We start from the raw sequence: 6,513 nt of genomic DNA, 5'->3' as shown, positions 1-6,513 counted from the left end.
GTGAAACGTTTTCTAACGCGAGGGAGGCTTCTGCCCCACTCATCATGGAAGGGCAGGTTTCTGAGCTTTCAATATCCTCTGAAATATCCAAAATAAACAAAACCTACTCGTTTGCGGCAGGCATGAAGGATGTTGATTCGCAAGAAGTAGAAAAGCTCAGAAAAATCGAGTTCCAAAAACTCCCACCACATAAAAAAGCAGCTGAAAAAATTCTGGAATTTTTTGAAATTCTCCTGAGTTTTTTCACTGGGAGAAAACACAACAAATACAATCTTTCTCCAACTGCCCGCAAAGCAATAGCGCAACTTCGCCAGCTTGCGGCACTGTACTCGGCAATGCCGCACAAATCACTTGAACAGACAATAGTTTTTGATGCGGCTTTCGGGAAGGCCTACTACGAAATCCTATCCTCCTCGTACAAAAACAACTCGCGCGGGCTTTCAAACACCACCCGCGAGACTTCAAATTACCAGCGGGCCATCGATGGTTTTATCGAGACTTTGAGCTAAACCCCTGTTTTTGCCTGCCGGCATTTCCCTGGTTCTGCATCCTTCCCCCAACAACACTTAATAGTCCGTTCTTGCAAGGCCGCGTTTTTGTAGTGCTTTTTCCTGCGAGCAGTACAACTCTGCCAACATACTCAAATTCTTCAACCAACAGTTTTGCGCAACCGAAGACATCGCAATTGTCTGCCCTCTCATAATCACTCCTGCCGCCACCACTGGTGCTTATGGCTGCTTTGGCGCGTTTTCTATGGCCAAGACCAACAACTTCAAATATGGGGTTTTTTATCTTATAATTCTCCTGTGTTGTATGCTCTGGGGTGCGGTTTAGGGCCATCCGCGACCTACTGGCGATGCCGCCGGCCGCCCCCTCTTCTCTGATTTCTATTTCCGATTCAGTCTCAGTATAATTATAACCAACCCGGCCTCCACAACACAAATCAACCCGTGCATCAGTCACATTCTTGATATTTTGGTCGAGTTTTACATACCCAAGCCGCGTCAAAACACTATCAACAGTTTCGTGCCTTAATTGGGTGTAGGCGCCTGATAGCGTCTCTTTAGCCGTCATAGTTGCTTGGCATGCGCAGCTATTTTGTTGGAAACCGTTGCCCTCCTTTACGGCCTGATTGTTTGCGGCTACGTACCAGTTACTTGTCGGCAATTCGTGCAAAAACCATTCAGATGATTTTTCCGCAAAATCTTGCCGTACGTCGCATTCGGGCCGGCAAGTGCCACACCTTCTCTTCTTCCATCCTAAATGCTCGTGTTCAGTTTCTTTAGCTGCATTTATCCTGCCGCCAACCCTCAACCTGCCCCAAACCGACTCAAACCAACTTTCGCAATTCAATCTGTTTGCTGCGCCGGCAAATAACATTTCAGCAGCCTGCCTTCGCCTAAAACACTCCAACACAGCAAAATATTCGGCTTGTTTTTTCTGCAGACTAAAAACATAGCCTTCCTGCGTTTGCGCGCCAACTATAGGTTCAATCATGACGCACGGCAGCCGCCCGTTTATATAAAACTGCAAGCCCCATCCACCCCGTCTTTCTCCAAGGCCGTTTATGCTTCTCACATACCTCCCAAGCTCGTGGTTTGTAATTATCGTGTTTTCAAACGCCGCCCCAACCGCATCTATCGGTGTGGAGCCCTTGGCAATCATAACCGACCGCCTTATCAACTCTCCGGTTCTTGTGTTTTTGAGTATCAGGCTGACCATTATCATTTGCCCCTCATCTTGCGTCTCGCCTCTCCCTGGCCTTGCCGCGGGCCTTCTAAGCTCCTCATTATGCATGGTGTTAATTTCTTCAAGGGTTATGCCCAAATTGGCGGCCGTTGCAGGAAGGTCGGATATTTGTTTTTCGTAAAGCACGGTAATTGTTGTATTGGAATGCAAAATGACTGAATCCATGCCCAAAAATTCCACCAAAAACTGGCTGCGCCTCCCATCTCCAGCCAACCTCCCTAAAACCTGCCCTCCCCTGCTTTGCGTGCCGGTCCGCCATATTAAGGACCGTGCGTCTGGATTGGTTATGGGCTCCAAAACATCCACCTACAAGTCCTCTACAATCACTTTATTCCTGGTAAGCCCTTCTCGAATCAAGTCTGCCTGTTTGTAGTTTCCTGCCTTCCTAAACACTTCCCGCTCTTCCACAAGCAGCTCAACAAACTTCCTGGCGCTTACTCCGCTTTTAATCGCTACGCCATTCTCCTTTGCTATTTTTGCCAGATTTTCAATGCCGATGTCTATTGGCATCTTCACGCGTTTTTTTGACTTTGTCGTGAAGATGTCGATTCCACCAAGAGTTTCAATCCCAAAGACGGATAACACTTCGGAGACAAGTTTTGCCGCCCGGCTAACCGCCCCCCCGTCTTGGAAATCTTTGTTTGCCATGGCTGCGTTCGTTTCCCTGATTATCTCAAACACCTGCGCCAGTGCACCGGGTGTGTCAAAATCACTGTCCATCCTCTCAAAAATCCTGCTTTCACCGGCCTTTAACAACTGTCCGTATTCCTCATTTTCGACCCCGCTTTGCCCATGCAGGTCGGCAAACTCCCGCGCCCGCGACAGGAATTCAAATACACCTTCAATATTTTTCTGCGCCTTTTCCACCGCATCGTCGCTGTAGTCCATCGGGCTTCTATAATGGGCTTGCAGGAAAAAAAATCTGAGGGCATAAGGCCTGTACTTTAATAGCGCATCGCGTATTGTAATAAAATTTCCAAGGGATTTGGCCATTTTTTCCCCATTTACAGTCAGAAATCCTGTGTGGAGCCAGTATTTGACAAACGGCCTATTGCCTGCCGCCTCGGACTGCGCTATCTCGTTTTCATGATGAGGAAAAATTAGGTCTCTTGCCCCGCCATGTATGTCTATGGTGCCCTGGATGTGTTTTCCAGACATCGTGCTGCATTCTATATGCCATCCGGGCCTGCCCCTCCCCCACGGGCTTTCAAATCCAAGCTCACTTTCGCGTGTTGTCTTCCAAACAGCAAAATCAGCCGGGTCTTTCTTGCCCTCATCAATTTCAACTCGCGCGCCACTTCTTATTTTTTCAAGGCTTTGCCCGGAGAGCCTGCCATATTCCTTGAATTTGGAGATTTCAAAATACACTCCAGTATCGTTTGCATATGCCCAGCCGCCGTCCACCAATTTTTTCACGAATTCTATTATCTCATTGATATTTTGCGTCACCTTAGGGTATGCGTCGGCCTGGGCGATTCCAAGGCTTGCAAGGTCCTCCCTTGAAAAGGCATCAAATTTTGCCGCAAGTTCGAGGGGGCCCTGCCCGCACTCTTTGGCCCTTCTGATAATCTTATCATCAATATCAGTAACGTTTTGGACGCAATATACTGCAAATCCCCTGAATTTCAGGTATCTTTTTATCATGTCAAATGCAACATATGTCCTTGCGTGCCCAAGGTGGCAGTAATCGTATGGCGTAATGCCGCATACATACAAAGCGACCTTATCCTTGTTGACAGGTTCAAATTCCTCAGTTTTCCTGCTCAAGCTGTTATAAACACGCAACATGGCCCCCACAAACCGCAAACAGAACCAAATATCTTAAAATTCTGCACATTTCTTTTTGCCTTTTGAGTTGTGTTGACCAACTAATATAAAAGCAACTGCGCAATCATTCAAGCATGCTGCCGGAACTCAGTGAAATCAGGAAAAAGCGCCTTCAGCAAAACCTGTCCCAGTCGCAGCTTGCGTCCAGATGTTTTGTTTCGCAATCATTAATTGCAAAGATAGAATCAGGCAAGGCCATCCCATCCTATTCCAATGCAAAACAAATATTTGATTACTTCGAATCCTGCCAGATAAAATCGCAGGCCTGCGCACTAGATTTGCTTTCCCCGGACATTGTAAGCCTTGATCCAAAAGAAAGCGTCCCAAGGGCAGTCAAGCTTCTTGCCGCCCGCAGCATATCCCAGGCACCTGTAATCAAACAAGGCGTCCAGGTGGGCAGCTTCAGCGAGGAAACAGTGTCAAATCTTGTTGCTGCTAAAACCGACTCTGCAAAACTCCATCATCTTAAAGTCGGCGATGTAATGGGCCAGCCGTTCCCGCAAATCCCAACCAAGACGCCTGCCTTCTCTGTGGCCGCGCTTCTTGCAAGTGAGAAAGCTGTGCTTGTGGCTGACAAATCAGGGCTCAAAGGCATAATCACAAAGGCTGACTTGCTCAAAGTTGTCAGGTAAGAGATTGAAATTGGTAGGCTTGTTGGTCTTAATGGATGTTGAGCCGGCCCCTGATGTGCAAGAACTCCTTGAGCACATAATCTCTGTTCTGCAGCTGGGCCACATCAACCAATTCCGCATAATCTGCATGCGCTCAAGAAACTCAAAGGCCAATGCCTATGCCCGCATCTGGAACCTGCCCGATATCTGGCAAAAAGCCCTTGGCGTTAGCGCATACTACATAATTGAAGTTCTCCATGAGCATTTCGACCACCTTCCCAAAGAAAAAAAACTCAAAGTCCTCATACACGAGCTTATGCACATCCCCAAAACATTTTCCGGCGCCCTCATGCCGCACAACCACAAAGGCGGCGCCATCAACGACAAAACAGTCGGGAAAATCTACCTAAAGTATATTGACGCATTAAGTGCGCGCCAGCCAAGCTGGCAGGAATAAATGCCGGCCTAAAATAACGAGCTTATTTCCTTCCAAATATGGCGTTTACTACTCCAATTACCCCGCCGCGCCGCCGACCACCTGTAGGATTTGGGGCAGGCTCAAAAACCCATTTTCCAGTTCCCACATCTTGCGCGTATCCAAAACTTGCATCAAACTCCTTGTTGTTTTGGGCAGGCTTGTTCTGAATTCTCATCCTGTCACCTGCTTTTTTCACTTCCACCGAATAGCATGCCATGCAAACAACACCACCTCTGGGCGCTGTTTTGCGTGGCATGTAGCCTTCAAGCTCCTTCTTGCACATGATGCAGCTTCTTTGCGCTATCTCCCCCATTTCCCTGTCAAAACACTCATCGCAATAAAAATGGCCTTTGATAACGTGCCTGTCGTTTTTTTTTGCAAAACTGCTGCATCCGACGCAAAGCCCCCTGCGTGCAATTTCCTTCCTGGCGTCATAACACACGTGGCAAAGAAGGTCCCGTGTATAAAATCCGGTGTCCCACTGCTCTATTTCACTTGCGCACTTGGTGCAGTATGCCATATGCTAGCCTCTTATGCATGGCGGAAAGTCAACCTGTTTTAATTTAAAGAAATCAATGCCGCCGCCATTCTTTATCGCAACCATGGAGTCGCGCCTGATCTGTTTGCCTATCCTAATGGCCTTTGCAATGGCATCGCACGTTCCACTCTTGCTTGGTTTTGCCACCACAAGCACGGCTTCGAATAAAACGTTTTTCTTTACATTGCCTTGGGGGTATATGTAGTAAACGGAATCATCGTTTGCATCAAAATCCACAACCCGCCCGGATTTTCTCAAAATTGCGTATATCTCCGTTTTTGTCTTCAGAGCCGCCCCGCCGGGTTTTGTGGGGCGCCTTTTCCCCAATCTAATCGCACGTTTTTCTTCAATGAAGCCATTTTCAATGCAATATCCCAACTCCACTTCATTGATGACATACTTCCCGCCCGCGCCTGATCCAACTACCAAAAACTCAAGCTTCGCTGCGTCTTCAGCACGAACTTCAAATTCAGCCATGCTTCCCATATCCAAAAACCTCAGGCCCTGTCTAACAAGCCCATAGCCTTGCGCGCTTCTCCCTCCTCAATCCCCCAAAGCGCCATAATGTTTGCACCTAAAAATCCACGATTTTGGCTTCTGATTTCGATTGTTGCTGTTTTGCATATGATGTCAAACAAATCCTTCTTCAAGACGATCTGTTTGCCTGTTGTGCTTAACGTCTTTTTTCCAGGCACAGGCCACTCAACAATCTGAATTTCACCCTTCCTTATCACATATTCGGTATTGCTTGCAATGTGCTTTGCCAAGCCCAAAAAAACAAGATATGCTGCGATAAAAACCCAGGAATAAACTGCTCCCTGCCTGCTAAAAAAAGCGGCAATCTGCAAATAAGCTGCCGTTGCAATAAGTACTGCCAGTGTTGCGGCAAGGGCAAGTTTTTTTGCCTGCGGCTTGTAAGTCCCCATCAGTCATGTTTTCGTGCCGTCGCTTTTAATCCCTTTTCTTTTTGGCTCAGTAGCCGCCTTCCTTTGTCTGAGCCAGGCATTTGTCCAAAAGGCTGTTGCTTGCCCAGGCGCACTTGCCTTCAAAACAGCCGCAATTTGCAAACTGTTGCCTATAACAGGCGTATTTCTCCTTCCACTCGCACGTAGTTACAAGCTCGTTTCCTTTGGCCTGGCACACTGTTCTCGAACACCCGCCAACAGTGCAATCGGCATTTGTTGCACACTCGTTTTTCAACAATCCGCGTCCATCATCGCTTCTGCCAGTTCCGTTCTGCTGCGTGCCTCCAAAAGCCTGCAGACACAAACCAGCTATTGTCTTGTTTTGCATCATGGCGCAATACCCCG

At 47.7% G+C, this 6,513-nt stretch carries 8 protein-coding genes; 2 read left to right on the top strand and 6 right to left on the bottom strand.

What is annotated here, in order from left to right:
- Positions 1-489: 489 nt before the first annotated feature.
- Both FJZ26_03190 and FJZ26_03185 read right to left on the bottom strand, forming a co-directional pair.
- Positions 490-1,914 (bottom strand): hypothetical protein, encoded by a 1,425-nt coding sequence (locus tag FJZ26_03190; protein ID MBM3229413.1) that lies wholly within the window; start codon positions 1,912-1,914, stop codon positions 490-492.
- 141 nt (positions 1,915-2,055) lie between these two features.
- Positions 2,056-3,537, bottom strand: coding sequence for a cysteine--tRNA ligase (locus FJZ26_03185; protein ID MBM3229412.1), 1,482 nt, complete (start codon positions 3,535-3,537; stop codon positions 2,056-2,058).
- A 113-nt stretch (positions 3,538-3,650) separates the two neighbouring features.
- Between FJZ26_03185 and FJZ26_03180 the strand changes: the two genes are divergently transcribed.
- Both FJZ26_03180 and FJZ26_03175 read left to right on the top strand, forming a co-directional pair.
- Positions 3,651-4,208: a helix-turn-helix domain-containing protein gene (locus tag FJZ26_03180; protein MBM3229411.1), complete on the top strand. Its 558-nt coding sequence runs from the start codon at positions 3,651-3,653 to the stop codon at positions 4,206-4,208.
- A gap of 31 nt (positions 4,209-4,239) precedes the next feature.
- Positions 4,240-4,644, top strand: coding sequence for a metallopeptidase (locus FJZ26_03175; protein ID MBM3229410.1), 405 nt, complete (start codon positions 4,240-4,242; stop codon positions 4,642-4,644).
- Positions 4,645-4,666: 22 nt separating this feature from the next.
- Here the strand turns inward: FJZ26_03175 and FJZ26_03170 are convergent, their stop codons facing one another.
- The 4 genes from FJZ26_03170 to FJZ26_03155 all read right to left on the bottom strand — a co-directional run.
- Entirely contained in the window at positions 4,667-5,185 is a 519-nt protein-coding gene (locus tag FJZ26_03170) for a hypothetical protein (GenBank protein MBM3229409.1), read from the bottom strand.
- Between the two features lie 3 nt (positions 5,186-5,188).
- Positions 5,189-5,689: a hypothetical protein gene (locus FJZ26_03165; protein MBM3229408.1), complete on the bottom strand. Its 501-nt coding sequence runs from the start codon at positions 5,687-5,689 to the stop codon at positions 5,189-5,191.
- Between the two features lie 11 nt (positions 5,690-5,700).
- A complete protein-coding gene (locus tag FJZ26_03160) occupies positions 5,701-6,129 on the bottom strand; it encodes a hypothetical protein (GenBank protein MBM3229407.1) in 429 nt (142 codons plus the stop codon).
- 46 nt (positions 6,130-6,175) lie between these two features.
- A partial coding sequence (locus tag FJZ26_03155) for an eight-cysteine-cluster domain-containing protein (protein ID MBM3229406.1) occupies positions 6,176-6,513 on the bottom strand: 338 nt, incomplete at its 5' end.

The organism is Candidatus Parvarchaeota archaeon, assembly GCA_016866895.1.
Classification (GTDB): Archaea; Micrarchaeota; Micrarchaeia; order Anstonellales; family VGKX01; genus VGKX01.
Note: the sequence above shows the minus strand (reverse complement) of the source record. Positions and strands in the feature narration are given on the sequence as shown.